This is a genomic window from Stieleria tagensis (assembly GCF_024129865.1).
GTDB lineage: Bacteria > Planctomycetota > Planctomycetia > Pirellulales > Pirellulaceae > Stieleria > Stieleria tagensis.
Genome location: NZ_JAMYFE010000112.1, coordinates 1 through 20,345, shown reverse-complemented (window position 1 = coordinate 20,345; position 20,345 = coordinate 1). Strand labels below are relative to the sequence as shown.

The window sequence follows — 20,345 nt, the reverse complement described above, 5'->3', positions numbered from 1 at the left end:
AAGGTTCCCCCCAAGGTCAGGAGCCGGACGCTGGCGCGTTCCGGCTGATGGGGAAGTCGCTACCTCTTAGGAAGCGAGCAAACCGTCCATCGTGGCGACCAGACTTTTGACGGCATCCACGCTTTTCTGGAAGTCCGCGGTTTCGGATTCTGTCAAATCCAGTTCGATCACTTTTTCGACTCCGCCGCTGCCCAAAATCACGGGGACACCGACGTAGTAGCCGCCCACGCCATATTCTGATTCACACAGCGCTGCGACGGGGATCAAACGTTTCTTGTCTTTGACAACCGCTTCGACCATTTGAGCGCATGCCGCGGCAGGTGCGTAATAGGCGCTGCCGGTTTTTAGCAGAGAAACGATCTCGGCACCGCCCTTGCGCGTCCGGTCGACGATTTCTTCCAAGCGTGCCGGATCGATCAGCTGCGTCACCGGGATGCCACCCACGCTGGTGCAGCTAGGGATCGGAACCATGGTGTCGCCGTGACCGCCCATCAGCAAGGCGCTGATGTCTTCGACGCTGACACCCAACTCCATGGCCAAAAACGTACGGTATCGCGCGGTGTCCAATACGCCGGCTTGGCCACACACTTTGGCGCGATCAAACCCCGTCACCTTCCACATTTGTTGAACCATCGCATCGAGCGGATTGCTGACGACGATGACCACCGCGTTCGGACTGGTCTTTTTGATTTCTTCACCGACGCTGGTCACGATTCGGGCGTTGGTGTTCAGCAAATCGTCGCGACTCATGCCCGGTTTGCGAGGAATCCCGGCGGTGACCACGATCACATCGCTGTCCGCAGTGTCGCTGTAGCTGGTGGTCCCGATCACATTGGAATCAAACCCCATGATCGGCGACGATTGCATCAGGTCGAGCGCTTTGCCGGCCGGCATGTCTTCGGTTTGAGGAATGTCCAACAAAACGATGTCGCCCAATTCGGCGGCCGCGCACCAATGCGCACAAGTGGCTCCAACGTTTCCGGCTCCGATGATCGATATTTTCGCGCGACGCATGGTGTTTTCGTTTTTCAGTGGGGGAGGTGGGACTGTAGAAACGCCCATCGTCTCATGACGTGCGGTTCGGTCAAGAGGACGTCCGGATGCGAAGAAACCATCCGCGATTGTTCTCGGCTGACGGTTCCGATCCCCCGGTGGGATCGATGTTCCGGACCTAAAGATTCAAATCAATTTGCTGCGACCGCAGCTGAGCGGCGCGAATCTGGGCGTCGCGTTTGGCATTGCGACGCGACCAACAAAAGGTTGCCAAAATGGTCGCCACAATCGCTGCTGCCAACACATAACCGACTCCGGCAAGCCCTCCACCGGCCTCCGCGGGCCGACTGCGCGATCGCCAATCGGCGACGACTACCAACGGGCCGACCTGTTTTCCCCCGCCCTCGCGAGTCATAAACTCGCTCGAATAGCTCCACAATCGATAGAAAAATCCGTCCAGCGAAACGGGGTGGCTGATCATCGCCACCACCGCCTGTTGGCCGGCGAGTTCCTGCTGCAAGAAATCGGGCAGCTCACAACTGACCAGCGACAACGGATACGATCCACTCATCCGAATCGGTTCGCCACCGTCGCCATCAGGCCGCGTTAGTTCGACGATGGTCTTCCCCAAATCGCCGCTGGCATCGATCTGGTAGTAGTGGTCTTGCCCCAACTGTTGACGGCGATCTGCATCGGTAACGTTGATCCGTGTGATCCGTACCGTGACCGCATTCATTCGAATCCAGTCGCCATGATGCGATTCCGGATGCTGTAGTAGTTCGATCGCAGACACCGAATCGGGCTCGGCCGGTGGCGCGGCGCCGGCAAACGTCTGGCCATCAGCAATCTCGCGAGCCGCCGCCAACATCGAATAAAACGCGTCCCCATCCGCCGCTTCCAACGGGTGGCGGTTCCGCGACACCGCGCTGGCGATCTGACTAAGATCGACACCGTGGCTGGATAGCATCTGCCACCCCACTCGATCGGCGTGCTTGGGAAACCACGACAGACTGCCGGCGGCGCAAACCAGTTGCGACGATTCGCTTTCGACGACAATCGCATTGGCTTTGATCAAATCATCTTTGGCGATCTTGCCCAGCAGCGGCGGCGCAAAAACTGAAATCAGCGCATCGGAATCGGTTCCAGAGAGTACGACTTCCTGAAACGTTTCTAATTCCAAAAATTCGATCAATGCCGGCGGAACCTTGTATTGCCGGATTGCCGTGATTTTGCCTTCGACTGCGATCACATCACCGACCGCCGGTGGCGCCGCAATCTCAATCTCAGTGACACGCTGCGCGATTGCTTGCGGATCCGCCTTCCGCAAACGAAACAGTAATTTCGACATCTCACCGGCAACCGTCGAATCGCTGATCGGAAAACAATTCTCGATCCGCTGGCGATCAAAGCCGCTTAACAAATCGATCGCCGATCCGGCCGACAGCCCACTCGAGAGAATCACCCAGACGACAGCGATCGATGCCAACCGCAGTTTCCATTGGCTTCGCAGAATCATGGTTGTTCTCCATCTTGGATTGGTGCTTCGCTGACGTTTGCTGTATCAACCAGCGAACTTAAATCCGGCGCCGAATCAGGACTGGCTAATTGTCTCAAACGTCGCGAACGTCGGGCATCAACGGACGTGCCATACATCAACCCGGCCGCGATCGCGACCCCGGCAACAATCGCCAACAACACGCCCCAGACCAGCGAACTGGTTCCCGGGTCCTGGTTTGCCGCTGCGCCCGACCGAGCGGTCGTCGTCGTTGTTGGCACCATTTCGCGGGTCGCGATGACGCGTCCGATCACCACCGGCGCCAAATCGGCCCCCAGCGAGGAACGATAGGGCAGCCGTTTGATAAACCGTCCCACCGCGGAAAACTGGCCCGAGGGATTCAGCGTCGATCTGCTGCGGTCCCATTTGCCGTCATCGTCCAGTCCCGACGAAAGAGACAATGGGATCTCCGTCGCGATCAACACCGTTGGACGGATACCGCCGTCCTCGGGAATCATCCAGAGCTTCCAGTAGTGTTGAATTCCGAAATCATTTTCCTGGGCCTGCTTCTGCTGTGCTTGACCGAGCCGACCGACCAACCGCACCAGTTCACCGCGGTACACGTCCGGTTGCTGCAACAGCGGCAGGGTACCGGTCGTCATCACGCCCCGCGCAGACAATTCATCCGTGCGCGCCAATTGCAGATAGAAAGCGTCACTATCACTGCCCAACCAAAATGTCCCATCGGACACGCGTGATAGGGCGCTGGCATCCAATGCATCAAGCAACGGACCGGACCACCATTCGTTCACCGAGCGCCAGTCGTCCGTCGCGGTTTTGGCGCCGGTCAACACATCAGCCTGCGAATCCAAGGCCGCGCGCACGTTCGGGCTGGTGTTTGAGCTGGCTGTCAGTGAATCCAGCGAGTCGGCGAACTGGTCGGCGGTCAATCCCGGCCAGGGCGCCGCCGGCTGATCGACGCCGACGGCGGACTCGATCCGCAATCGCATCAGCGACTTGATCCACGCCCGCTGGGTGGCGACGTCCATCGAATCGACCCAATCACCCGCACCTTCCCAATCGGCAGGACCGGAACGTTGCAGCGGCGATGCGCTGCCGTCGGCCGCCGCAGCAACAACGGTGGTCATGTCCCCCCCGCCAAGCGTGCTTGTCGCGGTCCAGATTTCTTCGTTCGAAGCAAAAAAAGTTTGGTACAGTCCTGGTCGGCGAGCTTCGCGCATGACGACGATCACCAACAGCAACGCGACCGCCAGTCGGATCAGCCGCCGCCGAGAATCAGATGACGCGGGTACAAACGCGCGTTTTCGCTCGTTCTTCTCCCCTCGCCGGGGGCGATAAAGGCTGGAATCGTTAAATTGCGAGGGGATTCGCATGACTGCTCCCGCGACCGACCGGGTCGCGCTTGAATGACGGATTGGACGTCTTTAATCTAGATTGTGAGCGGTTTCGAGCGCACAGCCAACCACTGTCTCTTTCTCATCACTTATTTGCACCCATCCGACATGACGAATTCCAGTCGCCACCAGCAACTCGGTCACGTGAATCGACCCAGTCTGTCTTGGTCCGGCCAGCGCGGCAGTGACGTGCGGAAACGCTGGCTTCTGCTGGGGTGCTGCCTGGTCGCCACCGCCGCCAGCCAATCGGTGGCGTCGGCCAAAGGCGAACCGGCCGAAGCCTTTGTCAAACAACTGCGCAACGCCGGCTACTTTGACACCGCGATTAACTACCTGGACAGGGTCAGCGAGCTCCCCGGCGTGGCCCCTGGTTTCATCGCCGCCATTCCACTGGAGAAAGCGCAAACGCATATCGAATCGGCTTTGCAAATTCGCGACCCCGAGCGTCGTGACCAAGCTTTTCTAGATGCCGAAAACGCACTCGAGGCCTTTCTGAAATCGGGGGACCACCCCCGTGCCAACGAAGCTCGTTTGCAGCTCGGTAAATTGCAGATGATTCGTGCCGGCCAGCTGCTCAACGGCGAACCGGACGACAATGATCGCGCCGCCGCACGCAAATCCTATCTCGCCGCCAACAAGACGTTTGACGGTATCGTCAGTAGTTTGCGATCCGAATTGGAACAAATGAAAGGCCAGAAGATCGATGCTCAAGCCGATCCGGAGGCCGCGGCGCTACGTGACACCTATCGATTCCAATTCTTGCAATCCCAGGTCAACGCTGCCGAATCAATCAAACTGGCTGCGGAAACTTTCGACGACCCGGCAAAAGAGGCCAAAACACAACTGGAAGATGCCGCCAATCGATTCGCGGAACTGAATAAAAAGTATGCCAGTTACATCCCGGGTGCGATCGCCTTGATGCATTTGGGCCAGGTCAACGAATTGCTGGGCAAACCCAACGAAGCGCTGGGCAACTATTTGAACATGCTGGAACAACCCGAAGCCGATCCGCTGCGGGAAGCCAAGTTCCAAGCCGCTGCGGGCCTGGTGCGATTGAAGCTGGCCGAAGAACCACCCCAGTTCCAGGAAGCGATCGACCGAACAGGCAACTGGGCGAAAGACATCCGCCCCAACGAAGCGAATCTGCCAGCGATCCAAGACTATCGTATCCAGCTTGCCAAAGCCTACTTGGCCCGATCCAAGGACGACTCGCTGAAAAAGGGCGAGATCGGTCGGGCGAAGGAATCGGCTCGAGATCTATTGAAAGACGCCAAGAAAGTTCCTGGGCCCCACACCGAAGAAGTCGACTCGCTGTTGGCCGATCTGGGCGTTGAACAAAAGGCCGCCGAACTGCCGACCGCCGATCCGCCCAAAAGCTTGGACGACGCGATGGAGAAGGCGCAACAAGCGTTGAAAATCACGTCGGAATTGGAACAAGCAGCCAAGTTGTTGTCCGAGCAAGAACAGACGCCTGATTTGGTCCAGCAGATTGCCGACATCGAATCACAGCGGCTCGAATCCTATGCGGTTGGCATTCAAATCTTACGTGCCGGATTGACCATGGTCAGCCGCGACACCAACGTCGAAACGATCAACGAAGCACGCCAGATCCTGGCCTACTTCCTCTACCAGTCAAAACGACACCGAGAAACCGTTGTCGTCGGTAGTTTTCTGGCGCGGCATGCGCCCGGTAGCGGCGTTGGATTACAGGGCGGTTTGATGGCCCTGACGTCGATGCAGTTGCTGTTGGGCGAAGTCCCCGAAGACGAACAGGATGGGTTGATTCGTCAACTCGAATCTCTTGGCAGCTTCTTGGCAAAAACCTGGCCGGACGATCCCAATGCCGCCGCCGCGCAAGGGTTTCAGATTCGTTTGATGCTTAGGAAAGACAACTACGCGGGCGCCCAAGCATTGATCGACGACATGAGCGATGGCAATGAAAAAGCCATGTTCAAACGCTTGCTCGGCCAACTGCTGTGGAACCAATCGATCGTCGCTCGAAAAGAAAAACAGGACCAGGCGAAAATCGACGTCATCGTCCAGCAGGCCCAACAAAACTTGCAACAAGGCTTGGACGAGATCCAGGGAAACCTGGTCGACACCGAAGGCATGCAAGCGGCAACCGTGCTGGCCAAAGTCTACCTGTACCAAGACGACAGCGCCGCAGCACTGAAAGTACTGGACCACCCCAAATATGGCCCGTTGGGGTTGCTGAAAACGCTGGATGCCCCCTCTGATACCTTCGCCGGCGATCTTTACAGCACGGAATTGAAAGCACTGGTCGGCCAAATGTTGAACAGTGACAAACCGGGTGAACAACTCGATCGCATGACCGACACCATGGAACGCGTGCGTGGTGCATTCACCGGCCCGGAAGCCCAGTCCAAACTGACCCAAAACTACATGCGGTTGGCAAACGATCTGAAGGAACAACTCGACGATGCCGCCCCGGCGCGAAAAGCCAAATTGATCGAAGCGTTCAGCGCCATGCTAAAACGCATCTCTGATTCGACCAACGACATGGCAACGCTGCGATGGGTCGGACAGACGCTGTCGTCGATGGGCGAATCATTGATGGAACCCGGTCAAATGAAAGCCAACGGCCAAGCCGCCGAATTGATTTCACAATCCATCGCAACGTTCACGGCTCTGACCGATCAAGACGATCTGACGACGCTGTATCTGACCGGTCATTCCCAACGATTGGTCGGGCAATATCAAGCTGCCATCGACAGCTTTGAAAAACTGCTGCTGAAGAATCCGTTGATGTTAGAAGCCCAAATGGAAGCCGCCCAAGCCTACGAAACCTGGGCTAGTGAACTGCCGCCCAACACGGCCTACAAAGCCTACAAGGTGGCACTCGAAGGCGGCCGAAAAGGTCCCAACAAGAAAAACACCATTTGGGGCTGGGCCGAAATCAGTACTAAAACCAGCAAACAAATCAATCGCAACGAAAACTTCAAAGAGAAATTCTTTGAATCACGCTATCACGTTGCGCTGTGTTTGTACCTGATGGGAAAAGCCGCCAAGCGAGATGTCGAAACGAAAAAGGCGATCAAGGTGATCCGCGAAGCCGCGACCCTATTTCCCGATCTGGGCGGTGCCGAGCAACGTGCCAAGTACGATGCCTTGATGAAAGAATGCCAACGCGCCGTCGGCGAATCCCCCACCGGCCTCGCCGCGAAAGTAAATTGACCCACCCACAACCAGGCCGCTTCGGCACCGTCTAACCCGCTTCATCGCTTTTCCGCTACGCCAACACATCTATGACACACCCTCAACTCGTGCTGCGTTCCTGCTCGGCTCTCGTGATTTTGATTTGCGTTTGCTCCGCGACCGCCCAGGCGCAACTCGACCGCGTCTACACGCATAGCAGCAATTCCGCCACCGCCGGCACGGTCATCAATGCCACGAAAATGGGGCTGACACTGAAAGTGGGCAGCAACAATAAAGAATTCACCGAAAGCGAAATTCGCAAAGTTTCGTTTCAAGGTGATCCGGCCGAACTGACACGCGGCCGTGAAGCGGCGCTCGACGGCCGCTACGAAGAAGCACTCGACGAACTCAAAGGCGTGAACATTCCGGGACTCCCACGGGACGTGATCAAAGCCGACGCGGCGTACTTCATGGTGCTTACGCGAGCCAACCTGGCGCTTGCCGGCCAAGGGGACCGCACGGCGGCGATCAAAGAGGCATTGGCTTTTGCCGGTGAGTATGGCGACTCCTACCACTTTTTCTCGGTCACCAAATTGCTGGGTGATCTGGCGCTGGCGACAAAGTCTTACCCAAAAGCAATTCAATACTATGGCTATCTCTCCAAAGCGCCCTCGGCAGAATCCAAAATCCTGTCGCGGTATCTGACCGGCGTCGCACAATTGGATTCCGGTGACGTCGAAGCAGCTGAAAAAGCGTTTTCAGATGTCGCCGCAGTCAACGTGAATTCGGCCGACGCGCTGCGGCTAAAAATTCTGGCCAAAGCCGGGCAAGCCGTCGCGCTGGCCAAGGGCGGCAAAGGTAAAGAGGGGCTGGCACTGGTCGACCAACTGATCCAAGAACTCAACCCAACCGACATCGAAATGTCAGCCCGGATCTACAACGCTCAAGGCGCCAGCTACGAAGCGGCCGGGGACATCGAAGGTGCAATCATGGCCTACCTACACACCCATCTGATGTTCTCCGGTCAACCCGATGCACACGCCAAAGCACTCGGCCGATTGGTCGAACTGTGGCCCAAAGTCGGACGCACCGAACGCGCCGCGGAAGCCCGCCAGGAACTGCAACAACGCTACCCTGGTTTCGTCAACTGATGCCTGTGCGACGTCGCTCTCTTGGCAGCGTCCTGCTCGTTCTTGCAACCGTGTGCTCGGCAACGGTGTCGCTGGGAACAACGGGCCATGCCGCCGATCCGCCCCAACAGGAATCCGTTCAAATCGCCGGCCAGTCGGTCGTACTTGATCCACCCACCCTGTCCGGCCAAGAAACCGCCGATCAACAGGTCCAGCGGATCGAACCGTTGTTGCGAGGTTTGCCGTATCGTCAATTCGCCCGGGACTCCGTCGTGGCCCCGGTTCGAATCTTTACTCGCTATGTCAACGATTCCTCCGGAAAGCATCTTGGACACCAAGTCCATCTGCTGTTTGTGGTGCACACCCCGCTGACGACTTTCACCGCGGACGATTTCACCTCGCGATTACTGGGGGACTCTGACGACTCTGCTGCGGACTCTGGCCCTCCAGGCGACGTCAGCCCGGAAAGCTTGCGTTCGCGTGGCATCACCGACAGCGGCCCGAACGTCCGCTACCAACCCTTCGATGTAAAGCTACTCGACAAGATTCAATTGTCCGGAGTGCTGCGAATCACACGGCACGACGCGGACGATCAACAGCGGATCGATCTTCGCCTGGACGATCGATTTGACAACCGCTGGACGTCACTCGACGCAAATGACCAGGGCGGTGCCTACGCCGGATTCCAAGCGTGGCTGACCGCCACTGCACTCGGTGACGGCCAATCGGTTTTGATCGAATCACGGTTCGTGATGCATGAACCCGAGCAGTGGTTCGCCGGCAGCAACTTCCTTCGCAGCAAGCTGCCATTGGTCCTGCAAGAAGCCGCCCGCAACCTCCGCCGCAAATCAAAGTAGGCCAGGTGAAACCTGGCGGCAAAGTAGGCCAGGTGAAACCTGGCGCATTTGCACCCTTCGCCAGGTTGCACCTGGCCCACTGCCTACTTGGCGGCGCCTGCTTGGTAAACTTCGCCGTTGGCCAGGGTTTTGATTCGCAGATTGCGCCAACTGACCTGATAGGGTCCGGAACCTTTCTTAACGGAATGCACTTGCAAACCGATCAAGCCATCGGCGTCTCGATCATCGGTGAAATCGGCGACCGGTTTGTCGTTGACATAACTACGGATTCGGCTGCCTTGGGCGATAATCCGGAAATGGTTCCACTGGCCGGGCTTGTAGACGGCCTGGGCTTTGGCGGCATCCACCGAATCGTCCAACCACTTGGTGCGTCGGCCCTCATCCCAAAAATTTCCCGAGCAGCCGTTGGGACCGTTGGTCTGGCCTCGAATTTCGCATTGATAGCCGAACATCTCGCCTTTCTCGCGGATTCGATCGAGCTTCGATTCCTGGGGCGTCGGTGCGCCGTAGAGGTGGCTGCGAATCTGCACGCCCGAATTCAACCCGGGATCGCATTTGACTTCGAATTCCAACACAAAGTCAGCGAAGTTACCTTTGGTCAAAAACGTATTTTTGCCGGCGCCGGTCGTGCCGGTGATCACCCCCTGGTCGATAGAAAAGCTGGCATCGCCACCGACCTTCTCCCATCCCTCCAGTGAGTCGTGCTGGATCAGCGACACCCAATCTGCGGCGAAGGCCGAACCGAGAAAACAAAGGGACAGCGCAACAGAAAAACAGCAGCGTCTCAGCATCGGTCAGTCTCCGGGGAATGAACCAGTAGGCCAGGTGCAACCTGGCGCGTTTCATCCGATCGCCAGGTTGCACCTGGCCTACTATCTTAACGTGCGGAGCGGAGTTGACCGCGGGCACGGCGAACGGCCGTTTCCTTGATCTGCATTTGCTCAGGCGTCTTGGATGGCATTTCATGTGCCAGTTCCAACGCTTTTTCAGCCTCGCCGACATCCAACAGGTCGACGGACATCGACCGCGAGGTCAGCAGACTGACCACGTTGTCTTCGACCTGCGCAAACCCGCCGTCGACGAAATAGCGTTGCGGACCTGCAGCGGTTTCCAGTTGCAGTGTTCCGAAACCCAAGCGACCGATCAACGGTGCACGCCCGGGCAAGACACCCAGCGCGCCATCAAACATCGGCAGCGTCACCGAATCGGCTTCGCAGTCGAGTTCAGTGCGTTCGGGGGTCACGATGATGCAGCGAATCGCCATGGCTTATTTCTTTTCCATCTTCTTGGCTTGCTCTTCGGCCTGCTCGATCGAACCGACGTACATGAACGCTCGTTCGGGCAGATGATCCCATTTACCGTCACAGATCTCTTCGAAACTGCGAATGGTGTCTTCCAACGGCGTGATCTCACCGGCCTTTCCGGTAAAGACTTCTGCGACCAAGAAGGGTTGCGACAGGAATCGTTCGATCCGACGAGCACGGTGCACCACCGTCTTGTCATCTTCGCTCAATTCATCGACACCCAAAATCGCGATGATGTCTTGCAGTTCACGGTAGCGTTGCAGAATGGTTTGCACGCGACGGGCGATGGCATAGTGTCGATCGCCAACGTACTGGGGATCCAAGATCCGCGAGTTGGACGCCAACGGGTCGATCGCGGGGTAAATCCCTTTCTCGGAAATCGATCGTTCCAGATAGATAAACGCGTCCAACTGACCAAACGCGGTGGCCGGCGCGGGGTCGGTCGGGTCGTCCGCAGGGACGTAAACCGCTTGGACCGATGTAATCGCCCCTTTCTTGGTCGACGTGATTCGCTCTTGCAGGGCACCCATTTCGGTAGCCAACGTCGGTTGGTAACCCACTGCCGACGGCATCCGTCCGAGCAACGCGGACACTTCCGAACCGGCTTGGGAGAAGCGGAAAATGTTGTCGACAAACAACAGGGTGTCGGCACCGGTGGTGTCGCGGAAGAATTCAGCCATTGTCAGTGCCGACAGAGCGACACGCAAACGCGACCCTGGCGGTTCGTTCATTTGGCCGAACACCATGCAGGTTTGCTCGATGACTTTGCGGCCGGTTTGACCAATTTCAGTCTCTTGCATTTCCAACCACAGGTCGGTGCCTTCGCGGGTCCGTTCACCGACACCTGCAAAAACCGAATAACCACCGTGGCTGCTAGCGATCCGAGCGATCAGCTCGGTCAAAATCACAGTCTTGCCCAGTCCCGCACCACCGAACAAACCGGCTTTACCACCACGAACAAACGGGGTCAGCAGGTCGACGACTTTGATCCCCGTTTCGAACAATTCGGTGTTGGTCGACAATTCGTTGACAGGCGGGGCTTGGCGGTGAATCGGCCAGTAGTCATCGGCTTTGACTTCACCACGTTTGTCGATCGGTTGGCCCAGTACGTTGAACACGCGACCGAGTGTTTCTTTACCGACAGGTACCGTGACAGGACCGCCGGTATCGACCACGTCCATGCCGCGCATCATGCCGTCGGTACTGCCCAGTGCGATCGCTCGAACACGGCCGCCACCGAGGTGTTGCTGGACTTCGCCGACCAAATCGATCGAGACGCCTTTGTGCTCGCTCTTGATTTCCAGCGCGTTAAAAATCGCTGGCATTTGGCCTTCGGGGAATTCGGCATCGAAGGTCGACCCGATGACCTGCGTGACTTTGCCGACGACGCGTGATTCGGTTGCGGTGGACATGCTTTTCTTCTTCACTGAGAACGTGGTGTGGAATGAGCCGCGTCTGACGGCCCGTCACCGGTATGTATTGAACTAGCCTTCCAAAGCCTCGACGCCGCCGATGATCTCCATGATCTCGCCGGTGATCTGACTTTGTCGAGCTCGGTTGTAAGTCATCGAGAGCTTTTTGATCATGTCGCCGGCGTTTTCAGTCGCGCCTTTCATGGCGATCATTCGTGCGACTTGTTCGCTGACAGCGGAGTCCAAGAAACACTTGAACAACTTCACCTTGAAACTGGTCGGAACCACTTCTTCAAGGATGCTTTCGGCCGACGGCAAAAATTCGTAATCGACGTTTGCGCCGCCGCTGTCTGCACCGCCGTTGTCATCGGTTTCGACACCCTCGTCGAGTGATCCCAACGGCAGCAAGGTTTGGACCGTCGCGACCTGCTTCGATGTGCTAATGAATTTCGTGTAAACCACATCCAATCGGTCAATTTCACCGGTGATGTATTGGTTCAGGTAACCCTCGGCGATCTTTTCGACTTCGGCGTAGGCCGGTTGGTCTTCAAAGTTCAGGAATTTTTGGTCGATGGCAATGCCACGGTACCCCAGTCCATCGACACCGCGCTTGCCGCTGGCATCGACATGAAAACGTGGCACCGAATCTCGCAATTGCTTGATCCGTGGAATCGCTTCGCGAAACACCGACGCGTTGTAACCGCCGCACAAACCGCGGTTACTATTGAGCACCAGGACGCGAGCACTTTTGACCTCGTCCCGTTGTTCCAGCAGCGGGTGTTTGACATCCAGCCCCGCCGCGGCAAGCCGAGAAACGATCTTGGTGATCTGCTCGGTGTAGGCGGTCGCGGCATGGGCACGGTCCATCGCTTTCTTGTAGCGCGCCGTCGCGATCAGCTCCATGGTCCGCGTGATTTTGCGGATGTTGCGGATCGACTTGCGTCGTTTATCAAGCGCTCTTGCGTTAGCCATGAATCGTCAAACGATAACGGGAAAATTTCTGGTGCGATAAAGGTGCGGAATCAAACAGGACTAAACAGCGGGTTTGTAACCGGCTTTAAAGTCTTTGATAGCCGATTCGATCGTGGCAACAACGTCGTCGCTGAGTTCACCTTTTTCGGTCAACGTGTCCAGCAACGAACTGTGTTTGTCGTTGATGAACTGTAGGAAGTCTTTTTCCCACTGCTGGACCGACTTGATTTCAACGTCATCCAGGTGGCCGTTGGTTCCGGCGTACAAGCTGACGACTTGCTCGGCAACGGACAGCGGGTGGTACTGCGGTTGTTTCAGCAATTCCACCATCCGGTAACCGCGATCGAGCTGTTGCTGCGTGTCGGGATCCAAATCGGTACCGAGCTGTGCGAATGCTTCCAGGGCCCGGAACGCCGCCAGGTCCAATCGCAAACCACCGGCGACCTTTTTCATCGCTTTGATTTGTGCGGCACCGCCCACGCGAGAGACCGAAATCCCTGGGTTCATCGCCGGCCGAACACCGGAGAAAAACAGGTCGGGTTGAACATAAATCTGGCCGTCGGTGATCGAGATCACATTGGTCGGAATGTAGGCCGAAACCTCACCTTCGAGCGTTTCGATGATCGGCAGACTGGTGATCGAACCACCACCTAGCTCGTCCGACAACTTCGACGAACGCTCCAACAATCGGCTGTGGCAATAGAACACGTCACCAGGGAACGCTTCACGTCCCGGCGGGCGACGCATCAACAGGCTCATTTGACGATAGGCAACCGCTTGTTTGCTCAAATCGTCATAAACGATCAGTGCGTGGCCACCGTTGAACATGAAGTGTTCGGCCATCGCGGTACCGGCATAGGGAGCGACGTACTGCATCGGGGCGGGTGCACTGGCACCGGCACAGATGATCGTCGTGTATTCCATCGCACCGTATTTTTCCAACACGTCGACGACACTCGCAACGGCCGAGTCCTTTTGGCCGATGGCGACGTAAAAACATTTTACGCCTTTGCCTTTCTGGTTCAGAATTGCATCGATCGCGATCGCCGTCTTGCCGGTTTTGCGGTCACCGATGATCAGTTCGCGTTGACCGCGTCCGATTGGTGTCATCGCATCGATGGCCTTGATTCCGGTCTGCATCGGCTCGGTCACAGGCTGACGCTCGGCAACACCCGTTGCAATGATTTCCACGGGGCGAGTGATGTCGGATTGCACCGGACCTTTGCCGTCCAGCGGGTTGCCGAGCGGGTCGAGCACACGTCCGACCACGGCATCACCGGCAGGCACACTCAGCAGGGTGCCGAGCGCTTTGACTTCGTCGCCCTCTTGGATCTTCAGGTAGTCACCCAAAATGATCACCCCGACGCTGTTCTCTTCCAGGTTGAACGCCAACCCGATCGAACCGCTGGGGAATTGAACCATTTCGCCGGCCATGACGCCCGACAACCCGTAAACGCGAGCGATCCCGTCACCGACTTCCAAAACGGTACCGACTTCGCGGACGTCGATTTTGCTGTCGAAGTTTTCAATCTCCTGTTGCAAAACCGATGCGATTTCATCGCTGCTAAATTTCATGGCAATCTAATGCGTCTGGGTTTTTGTGATTTGAATGGGAGGGTGTCGGAGACGAATTTGCCGCGGCGGCGTCTGGCTCCGACGGTGTTTTATTGGGTCAGTTGGTCGAACTTTTCCATCAACTTGCTCGAAAAACCTTCGCCGGCACGTTTGGCGATCGCGTCCAACCGGTTCGAAACACTGCTATCGAACACGGTGTCACCGACTCGGATCACCATGCCGCCGATCAGATCGGCGTCGACAACTTCCTGGAGGCGAACTTTTTTGCCCAGGGCGCCACCGAGCCGGTCGGTGATTTGCGTGCGCAAGGCATCGTCTAGCGGTACGGCGGTACTGACTTTGGCCAACACCTGACCGGACATCTGGTCAAACAATTCCAGCGCCCCGCTGCGAACCGCTGCAACATGGCTCAAACGATCGCGTCCCGCCATGACTTTCAAAAACGTCAACAACAGTGGATCAAAGTCACCGCCGAACACACGGTCAATGACACGACTTTTTTCGTCGGCATCGATCCGCGGCGAAGCGAAAGCGGCAGCCAATTGCGGGCTATTCGCCAAATACTCATCGACCAAGCGGTTGAGCTCGTCAACGATTTTGTCGGTGATCCCAGCCTTGGCGGCCGCGGCCAACAGAGCCTGTGCGTAGGTCTTGCCCAGCTGTTCGGCTCCGGTGTCCATCACCGTTTCGTGTTTTACTGCGTCAGGATTGACCATCGTTATTTCCTACCGATGCCGGGGCACGGTTCTAATTCTTGCTGGGAACCTGGTCGAGAGCGTTGCGAATCAGATCCGCGTGATCTTCCGGTTTGAGTTCCCGACCGACAACCTGCTTTGCAACCCCCATCGCCAGGGACGAGGTTTGAGCAGCGATTTCGGACAAGGCGACCTTCTTGGCCGTTTCGATGTCCGCCAGAGCCCGCTCGCCTTGGCGTTTCGCGTCCGCCTTGGCTTCATCGACAATCTTGCCCGCGCTGGTTTCGGCGTCCCGTCGAGCTTCCGCCAAAATGGCCTGAGCTTCGGCGGCCGAATCCGCAAGCTTTTGCTGATACTCTGACAACACCACCTCGGCTTTCTGATTGGCCGCTTGGGCGGCCGCCAAATCGCTGGCGATCTTGTCCTCACGAGCCTTCAGACCGCCCAAAATGACGGGCCAAACGAACTTGGCAAGGATCAAAAACACGCCAAGGAAAATCGCCAAGTTGACGATCGCCGCGCCTGGATCGAACGACAAAATCGGTGGCAGCGGATGCTCCGCGTGCTCCCCTTCGGGGTGCAGCACATCGCCCGCCTGTTCCGCACCGGAATGATCCGGATCGGCGACCGTTTCGGTGTCTGCAGCCGAGACCGGAGCAAACGAAACGAGCGGACCGACCGAGACACAAGTCACGGCGACAGCCATTACGGCAAAACGCAAATACGACATCAAATCACCTTGGCAAATCACTTTGCAACTCCAATCGAACCGCCCGCCACACCCCAACCACTCATTTGATGAGCGCCAGGGATCGACAGCGCGACTGCGATGGGCGGTCGAATTTCTATTTCAGGTACATCAAAATCAACGCAATCACAGTCACACCTTCAATCAGTGCAGCTGAAATCAGCATCTGCGTGCTGATTGTACCGCTGGCTTCCGGCTGACGTGCGATCGCATCGACAGCGCTGCCACCGATTCGGCCGATGCCAAACCCGGCGCCAATAATCACAAGTCCCATACCGATACCGACACCCATGGTGCCAAAACCTGCGCCGTCTTGAGCCAGCATCATTGCGAAGTCAATCATTTTCGGTTCGCTCCTGAAAATCTCTCGTCGCCCGTCATCTCACGAAGGATCGGACACACAAAAAAGGGAAAGGTCAAAGGGTTAATTACGTTTCACGCGTCAGCCAAACCGGCCAATCGCGATGGTTCAACAATTTTATCAAGGTCCATCTGAGCTTCATCGCCCAGTGGATCGTGGTGGTCGTCATGATCGCCGTGGTGTGACGCGACCGTGGAGATAAACAGCACGGTCAAGAACGTGAAGATGAACGCCTGCAGCAAGCAGATGAACAACTCCAGCAACATCAGCACAATACATCCAAGGATGACTGCGATTTCAACACCATAGCCCAACAGGTGCGAGACCGACGCGGCGGCAAAAATCAATCCGACGATTGCGGCGACGACCAAGTGCCCCGCCATCATCGTGCCGAAAAGCCGCATCGCCAACACAACTGATTTGACGATCAGACCCATCCATTCCAGGATGTACAACGGAATCCCGATGCCATACGACATCGCTTTGGGCCCGTCCCAGCCGACCGGGTTAAAGTGTGCAAAGAAAGTTTTAGCGCCGGTTTCGCGAATCCCGATCAAAATGATCGCCGCGAAACTGCAACCCGCCAACATCACGTTCAGCGACAGGTTACTCGTCGCCGTGCCGCCCCAGTGACTGAAATGACTGGCATTGTCCGACCAGATCAGCCCGCTCAGGTGAAGCCCACTGCCAAACGGAATCAAACCGAGGATATTGGCGAACAAGATGAAGAAGAACGCGGTCCAGATGTAAGGTATGTATTTGTCGGTTAGACCGTGCAAGTTCGGCCGGGCCACTTCGTCACGAATGAACCAGCAGATGGTTTCAAACAATTGCGCCACGCGACCCTTGGTTTGATAGGCCTCCAGCCCCTGCCCCTTGACGCGAACTTTCGTCGCGACGTAAGCGAACACCAAAATCATCACGATCGCTGTGACAAACGTCATCAACAAATGGTTGGTGATGTAGAAACTGTACTGGCCGTTTTCAATAAACAGGGCCGGAATGTCTCCGCCGCCGACGTTCAATGTGAACAACGGCTCGTCGTGCAGACGGTGCGGCACAACATGCGAAAGCGGATTATCGGCAGATGCGAATAACAGATTCATTGAATTCGAATGCTTGGCTATTTAGCTTCTTGTAACAGCCCGCCCGTCTTGGCGAGGCAGAAGCATCGCCAGGACGATCACGTCGACTGTGGTCAGGTAGACGTACCATGCGAGAATCATTCCCGCAAATTGTTTCTTGGCGGCGGGCAAGTGATAACTACACAATGCTACCAGTGCAACAGTGCCAGCGAGCCGAATTAGAACTCCGGCCGAAAAACCGATCATGATCGACGTTGGCGACACTTTTGCCGCAGATCGCAACTCGCCAACCCATCCGGGAAACGCTGCAACCAAGGCGATCAACCCACTGGCGATCCCGATTCGCAGCACCACCGAACCATCCAACTTCCCAAAGCCATCAGGCAGCCCGACCGACGTCACGCCCAGCCCAACCGCCCAGGCCACCGCCAGCGCAAACATGCACCGAGTGTAAGGCCGCGCCGGATGACGGATCGCGTCGGATGGAGACAATGCAGTGCCCAAAGTTACTTCAGTGAATTGTGTCAGTCGTTAAATTGTTTCGTCGGCCTGAACAGAACCGACCCTGTTCAGATTGATTTGGTGTGATCGTGAGCATCGGGCTTCCCCGCTCGCGACCGCTGCTCTGCGTCTCGCTGCTGCTTGGACACCGAAACGGCTAACCGAATGAAGCGAACCATTCCCAATGCAAACCCGACCAGCCCACACAGCGCGGCAAACACCGGTCTCGCTGTCTGCTGATTGGCATCGACCAGCGACCCCAACCATCCCAGGGCGATCGTGATGAAAGCCAACTCCATTCCTGCGCCGGTCAGACGCATCCAGACCGGCGCCGTGGATTTCTGATCACGCCCCGGCGACGCTCCCGTCCCATTCGACTCGGCCCCAGCCGATACGCTTGACTGATCCGAAACGTCTGCTGAGGAGTGTTTGTCACGAGCCATTCGCACCTCCACTGGGGTGAGTCCTAAACCGCCAACCCGGCCAGCGTCAAATTGCCCACTTGCCGATGGCTTACCGCGGCGATCAGAACGGGGGTTAGTCTGATCAACTGACGGCGGGAATCCAGCAGGAGCGACCGATCGCCGCACCATTTCCCAACCCTGGGGACGATTGTCCAAAATCGGAGCGCCACGACCGGCGATCGGCCGCCATCCTACGCCTAGCCTGCCCAAGGCGGTGGGTGGCGATGGCGGGCACATAGAAAAAACAGCAAAGTTTTGAGGATCATTCCGGCCAATTTGCCGTGAATTTCGTGTTCATTGACACCAATTTGCTCTGTCGACTCTAGAAGTTTTTTGAGTCCTTGGCATAATGACTTGGGTGTTGATTACTCCGTTAATGGTTCCTGAGCGGCAAGGTGACCCCGCCAACTCCCCACTCTTGGGGAAAACTGCACCCGATCCAGGGACCCGGGGAGCGATCCAAACACCCAATACGACGCGAACGTGCCGATTTGCGACCAAGCTGGTCGGCCCGTGAGGAATTGTTGCGACGACAGCCGACCGGTGTTGCCACCACGACTGTTTAGCTTCCTGCGTTGAAATATTAGCGCCCGCCTAAGCCTTGATTGTCGCCTTGATGCAAAGCCTGGTGAGTGTCACGACTAGCCCATCTGGAGACAGAACCTTGATCAAAACCGCAGATCTTAAGTCGCAGACTCGGCGTGAACTCGCCACCCTGGCCAAGAACTACGGCATCGCCGGCTGGCACGGCATGCGAAAGGACGAGCTCGTGGACGCGATCAGCAAGACCCAGCGTCGGCTGCGTCGAAAATCTTCCGCATCGGGCGCACAGTCAAAATCGCCCTCACAGTCAAACGGAACCGCTTCCAAATCCAGCAGCAGCAAATCGGGCGGCACAAAGTCCAGCAGCTCGTCGATGAAGTCAAAAAATGGCGCGCCATCGGCTGGCAAATCGACGTCAACCGTGACAGCCACCTCCAAAGCGTCACCGAACAAGTCGTCCCGCAGCGCGTCGCGCAGTAGCAAATCAAAATCACGGGGCAACGTGTCGCTGAACGATCGCCCGCTACCCGAAATGCGAGCGCCCAAAGTCTCCGCCAAAACAGCACGAATCCGCGCCCAACTGCGGCGGCAAAAAGAACAAGCCGATCAACAGCGCGACCTGTCCACCGGAACTCTCGTCGGTGGCTCGGCGGTCAAAAACGGCTCCAACCGCACACGGGCGGGTGAACCGCACCGCGATCGTATTGTGTTGATGGTTCGTGACTCGTTTTGGTTGCAAGCGACCTGGGAAATCACTCGTGCCAGCGTCGCCCGCGCTGAATCCTCGCTGGCGGAGCGATGGCACACCGCCGCCCCCGTGCTGCGAGTGATGGAAGTCGAAGACGTCGCCAACAACATTGCCGAAACCGTTCAACGTGACATCCCGATTCACGGCGGAGTCGACACCTGGTACATCGATGTTCAAGAACCACCCACTCGATTCCGCGTGGCGATCGGCTATGTCACCCAAGACGATCAGTTCCACGCGATCTGTCGCAGCAACATCGTCGAAACACCCAGCCCCGGAGAATGCGATCGCTTGGACGAGCACTGGCACGACATTGCCGACGACTACGAACGCATTTACTCGCTGAGCGGCGGTTACGACACCGATGGTGGAGACCTAAAAGAGGTGTTCGAAGAACGCCTGCACCGATCAATGCCGTCGCGTGGCTCGCAAGGCCAAACGGTTGCCGACCCAACCCTGCTGCGGCAAAGCAAATTACCTTTCGAAGTCGACGCGGAACTCATTGTGTTTGGCCGCACGTCGTCCGGATCCTCTGTCTCGCTGGGCGGACGCCCCGTCAAACTACAACCCGATGGGACATTCACGGTTCGCATGAAACTACCCGATAAACGTCAAGTGCTTCCGGTCACCGCCGAGAGTCGAGACGGATTGCGTCAGCGAACCACCGTGATCGCCGTCGAACGCAACACCAAAGTGATGGAAGCGGTCGACATTAAAGACACGCTGTAAACGGTCCACGCCTCCAAGCCTTCTTCCGTAGCTGGACGCTTTTTGTAGCGGGGCTCTTCTGTGAGCCCGGTCTGGCAGCGGCCAGTGACAGGGCATCAAGTTGCGCTTTCGCATGGGGCATCGGTTTTGATAACCGCGGGTCGTGCAGCTTCGCTCACGGCT

19 protein-coding genes and 1 pseudogene are annotated in these 20,345 nt (G+C 57.1%); 5 read left to right on the top strand and 15 right to left on the bottom strand.

Going from position 1 to position 20,345, the window contains the following annotated elements:
* Positions 1 to 66 precede the first annotated feature (66 nt).
* The 3 genes from mdh to NHH03_RS23890 all read right to left on the bottom strand — a co-directional run bounded on the left by mdh (position 67) and on the right by NHH03_RS23890 (position 3,882).
* On the bottom strand, positions 67 to 1,014 hold the full coding sequence (gene mdh, locus NHH03_RS23900; protein WP_253160481.1) for a malate dehydrogenase: 948 nt from the start codon (positions 1,012 to 1,014) through the stop codon (positions 67 to 69).
* A 157-nt stretch (positions 1,015 to 1,171) separates the two neighbouring features.
* The gene (locus tag NHH03_RS23895; RefSeq protein ID WP_253160479.1) at positions 1,172 to 2,509 is read right to left on the bottom strand and encodes a hypothetical protein; all 1,338 of its coding nucleotides are present in this window, start codon (positions 2,507 to 2,509) and stop codon (positions 1,172 to 1,174) included.
* Positions 2,506 to 3,882 carry a hypothetical protein gene (locus NHH03_RS23890; protein ID WP_253160477.1) on the bottom strand — a complete coding sequence of 459 codons (1,377 nt, stop codon included), beginning with the start codon at positions 3,880 to 3,882 and terminating at the stop codon, positions 2,506 to 2,508. The genes NHH03_RS23895 and NHH03_RS23890 overlap by 4 nt, the downstream gene beginning before the upstream one ends.
* Before the next feature lie 129 nt (positions 3,883 to 4,011).
* Here NHH03_RS23890 and NHH03_RS23885 point away from each other — a divergent pair, with 129 nt between their 5' ends.
* The 3 genes from NHH03_RS23885 to NHH03_RS23875 all read left to right on the top strand — a co-directional run bounded on the left by NHH03_RS23885 (position 4,012) and on the right by NHH03_RS23875 (position 9,046).
* Complete coding sequence (locus tag NHH03_RS23885; RefSeq protein WP_253160475.1) at positions 4,012 to 7,098, top strand: tetratricopeptide repeat protein; 3,087 nt, start codon at positions 4,012 to 4,014, stop codon at positions 7,096 to 7,098.
* A 71-nt stretch (positions 7,099 to 7,169) separates the two neighbouring features.
* Positions 7,170 to 8,210 carry a tetratricopeptide repeat protein gene (locus tag NHH03_RS23880; protein WP_253160473.1) on the top strand — a complete coding sequence of 347 codons (1,041 nt, stop codon included), beginning with the start codon at positions 7,170 to 7,172 and terminating at the stop codon, positions 8,208 to 8,210.
* A gap of 5 nt (positions 8,211 to 8,215) precedes the next feature.
* On the top strand, positions 8,216 to 9,046 hold the full coding sequence (locus tag NHH03_RS23875; RefSeq protein WP_253160471.1) for a hypothetical protein: 831 nt from the start codon (positions 8,216 to 8,218) through the stop codon (positions 9,044 to 9,046).
* A gap of 83 nt (positions 9,047 to 9,129) precedes the next feature.
* Here NHH03_RS23875 and NHH03_RS23870 read toward each other — a convergent pair whose 3' ends face one another.
* The 11 genes from NHH03_RS23870 to NHH03_RS23820 form a co-directional block, all read right to left on the bottom strand.
* A complete protein-coding gene (locus NHH03_RS23870) occupies positions 9,130 to 9,837 on the bottom strand; it encodes a 3-keto-disaccharide hydrolase (protein ID WP_253160469.1) in 708 nt (235 codons plus the stop codon).
* Positions 9,838 to 9,923: 86 nt separating this feature from the next.
* Positions 9,924 to 10,310: a F0F1 ATP synthase subunit epsilon gene (locus tag NHH03_RS23865; RefSeq protein WP_253160468.1), complete on the bottom strand. Its 387-nt coding sequence runs from the start codon at positions 10,308 to 10,310 to the stop codon at positions 9,924 to 9,926.
* Positions 10,311 to 10,313: 3 nt separating this feature from the next.
* Complete coding sequence (atpD, locus tag NHH03_RS23860; RefSeq protein WP_253160466.1) at positions 10,314 to 11,762, bottom strand: F0F1 ATP synthase subunit beta; 1,449 nt, start codon at positions 11,760 to 11,762, stop codon at positions 10,314 to 10,316.
* Positions 11,763 to 11,834: 72 nt separating this feature from the next.
* Positions 11,835 to 12,734 carry an ATP synthase F1 subunit gamma gene (atpG, locus tag NHH03_RS23855; protein WP_253160464.1) on the bottom strand — a complete coding sequence of 300 codons (900 nt, stop codon included), beginning with the start codon at positions 12,732 to 12,734 and terminating at the stop codon, positions 11,835 to 11,837.
* Between the two features lie 60 nt (positions 12,735 to 12,794).
* Complete coding sequence (gene atpA / locus NHH03_RS23850) at positions 12,795 to 14,309, bottom strand: F0F1 ATP synthase subunit alpha (RefSeq protein WP_253160462.1); 1,515 nt, start codon at positions 14,307 to 14,309, stop codon at positions 12,795 to 12,797.
* Between the two features lie 89 nt (positions 14,310 to 14,398).
* Positions 14,399 to 15,025 carry an ATP synthase F1 subunit delta gene (gene atpH / locus NHH03_RS23845; RefSeq protein WP_253160460.1) on the bottom strand — a complete coding sequence of 209 codons (627 nt, stop codon included), beginning with the start codon at positions 15,023 to 15,025 and terminating at the stop codon, positions 14,399 to 14,401.
* A 31-nt stretch (positions 15,026 to 15,056) separates the two neighbouring features.
* The gene (gene atpF, locus NHH03_RS23840) at positions 15,057 to 15,734 is read right to left on the bottom strand and encodes a F0F1 ATP synthase subunit B (RefSeq protein WP_253160458.1); all 678 of its coding nucleotides are present in this window, start codon (positions 15,732 to 15,734) and stop codon (positions 15,057 to 15,059) included.
* A 115-nt stretch (positions 15,735 to 15,849) separates the two neighbouring features.
* On the bottom strand, positions 15,850 to 16,095 hold the full coding sequence (gene atpE, locus NHH03_RS23835) for an ATP synthase F0 subunit C (protein WP_253160457.1): 246 nt from the start codon (positions 16,093 to 16,095) through the stop codon (positions 15,850 to 15,852).
* Between the two features lie 92 nt (positions 16,096 to 16,187).
* Positions 16,188 to 17,219 carry a F0F1 ATP synthase subunit A gene (atpB, locus tag NHH03_RS23830; protein WP_253160455.1) on the bottom strand — a complete coding sequence of 344 codons (1,032 nt, stop codon included), beginning with the start codon at positions 17,217 to 17,219 and terminating at the stop codon, positions 16,188 to 16,190.
* Between the two features lie 21 nt (positions 17,220 to 17,240).
* Entirely contained in the window at positions 17,241 to 17,690 is a 450-nt protein-coding gene (locus NHH03_RS23825) for a hypothetical protein (RefSeq protein ID WP_253160453.1), read from the bottom strand.
* Positions 17,691 to 17,767: 77 nt separating this feature from the next.
* Positions 17,768 to 18,142, bottom strand: a complete 375-nt coding sequence (locus NHH03_RS23820; RefSeq protein WP_253160451.1) for an AtpZ/AtpI family protein — start codon at positions 18,140 to 18,142, stop codon at positions 17,768 to 17,770.
* Between the two features lie 637 nt (positions 18,143 to 18,779).
* Here NHH03_RS23820 and NHH03_RS28295 point away from each other — a divergent pair.
* Positions 18,780 to 18,902, top strand: a pseudogene (locus tag NHH03_RS28295) (hypothetical protein); the annotation flags it as partial.
* On the opposite strand, the gene NHH03_RS28290 reads toward NHH03_RS28295, so the two are convergent.
* Entirely contained in the window at positions 18,890 to 19,207 is a 318-nt protein-coding gene (locus NHH03_RS28290; protein WP_315861487.1) for a hypothetical protein, read from the bottom strand. The pseudogene NHH03_RS28295 and the gene NHH03_RS28290 sit on opposite strands and share 13 nt — an antisense overlap.
* Before the next feature lies 1 nt (position 19,208).
* Here NHH03_RS28290 and NHH03_RS23815 point away from each other — a divergent pair, with 1 nt between their 5' ends.
* Complete coding sequence (locus tag NHH03_RS23815; RefSeq protein ID WP_315861486.1) at positions 19,209 to 20,183, top strand: DUF4912 domain-containing protein; 975 nt, start codon at positions 19,209 to 19,211, stop codon at positions 20,181 to 20,183.
* The last annotated feature ends 162 nt before the right edge of the window (positions 20,184 to 20,345 follow it).

Excerpts from the sequence above, each read along its gene's own strand:
- mdh (WP_253160481.1), bottom strand. The coding sequence starts at position 1,014 with ATGCGTCGCGCGAAAATATCGATCATCGGAGCCGGAAACGTTGGAGCC.
- NHH03_RS23895 (WP_253160479.1), bottom strand. The coding sequence starts at position 2,509 with ATGATTCTGCGAAGCCAATGGAAACTGCGGTTGGCATCGATCGCTGTC.
- NHH03_RS23890 (WP_253160477.1), bottom strand. The coding sequence starts at position 3,882 with ATGCGAATCCCCTCGCAATTTAACGATTCCAGCCTTTATCGCCCCCGG.
- NHH03_RS23885 (WP_253160475.1), top strand. The coding sequence starts at position 4,012 with ATGACGAATTCCAGTCGCCACCAGCAACTCGGTCACGTGAATCGACCC.
- NHH03_RS23880 (WP_253160473.1), top strand. The coding sequence starts at position 7,170 with ATGACACACCCTCAACTCGTGCTGCGTTCCTGCTCGGCTCTCGTGATT.
- NHH03_RS23870 (WP_253160469.1), bottom strand. The coding sequence starts at position 9,837 with ATGCTGAGACGCTGCTGTTTTTCTGTTGCGCTGTCCCTTTGTTTTCTC.
- NHH03_RS23865 (WP_253160468.1), bottom strand. The coding sequence starts at position 10,310 with ATGGCGATTCGCTGCATCATCGTGACCCCCGAACGCACTGAACTCGAC.
- atpD (WP_253160466.1), bottom strand. The coding sequence starts at position 11,762 with ATGTCCACCGCAACCGAATCACGCGTCGTCGGCAAAGTCACGCAGGTC.
- atpG (WP_253160464.1), bottom strand. The coding sequence starts at position 12,734 with ATGGCTAACGCAAGAGCGCTTGATAAACGACGCAAGTCGATCCGCAAC.
- atpA (WP_253160462.1), bottom strand. The coding sequence starts at position 14,309 with ATGAAATTTAGCAGCGATGAAATCGCATCGGTTTTGCAACAGGAGATT.
- atpH (WP_253160460.1), bottom strand. The coding sequence starts at position 15,025 with ATGGTCAATCCTGACGCAGTAAAACACGAAACGGTGATGGACACCGGA.
- atpF (WP_253160458.1), bottom strand. The coding sequence starts at position 15,734 with ATGTCGTATTTGCGTTTTGCCGTAATGGCTGTCGCCGTGACTTGTGTC.
- atpE (WP_253160457.1), bottom strand. The coding sequence starts at position 16,095 with ATGATTGACTTCGCAATGATGCTGGCTCAAGACGGCGCAGGTTTTGGC.
- atpB (WP_253160455.1), bottom strand. The coding sequence starts at position 17,219 with ATGAATCTGTTATTCGCATCTGCCGATAATCCGCTTTCGCATGTTGTG.
- NHH03_RS23820 (WP_253160451.1), bottom strand. The coding sequence starts at position 18,142 with ATGGCTCGTGACAAACACTCCTCAGCAGACGTTTCGGATCAGTCAAGC.